The organism is Streptomyces sp. SID12501, assembly GCF_010550245.1.
Taxonomy (GTDB): domain Bacteria; phylum Actinomycetota; class Actinomycetes; order Streptomycetales; family Streptomycetaceae; genus Streptomyces.
Window position 1 is genome coordinate 1 of record NZ_JAAGLU010000905.1, and the last position, 406, is coordinate 406.

Annotated in this window: 1 pseudogene; it reads left to right on the forward strand. The window is 70.9% G+C overall.

Annotated elements, in window-relative coordinates:
• Positions 1-406: pseudogene (locus G3I71_RS49070) on the forward strand (ribonuclease E/G); the annotation flags it as partial.

A 406-nucleotide genomic window follows, 5' to 3' on the forward strand; every position in this document is an offset into this window, starting at 1 on the left:
CGAGGACGACGGCGTACGCACCGTCGTCAAGGTCCGCGAGCCGCGCCCGGCGCGCGAGCGCGGCGAGTCCACCTCCGGCTCCACCTCCTCCGACGAGGTCCAGTCCATCAAGGGCTCGACCCGCCTGGAGGCCAAGAAGCAGCGCCGCCGCGAAGGCCGCGAGCAGGGCCGCCGCCGCGTCCCGATCATCACGGAGGCCGAGTTCCTGGCCCGCCGCGAGGCCGTCGAGCGCGTCATGGTCGTCCGCCAGGCCGGCGAGCGCACCCAGATCGGCGTGCTGGAGGACAACGTCCTCGTCGAGCACTACGTCAACAAGGAGGAGGCCACCTCCTACGTCGGCAACGTCTACCTGGGCAAGGTCCAGAACGTGCTGCCGTCCATGGAGGCCGCCATCATCGACATCGGC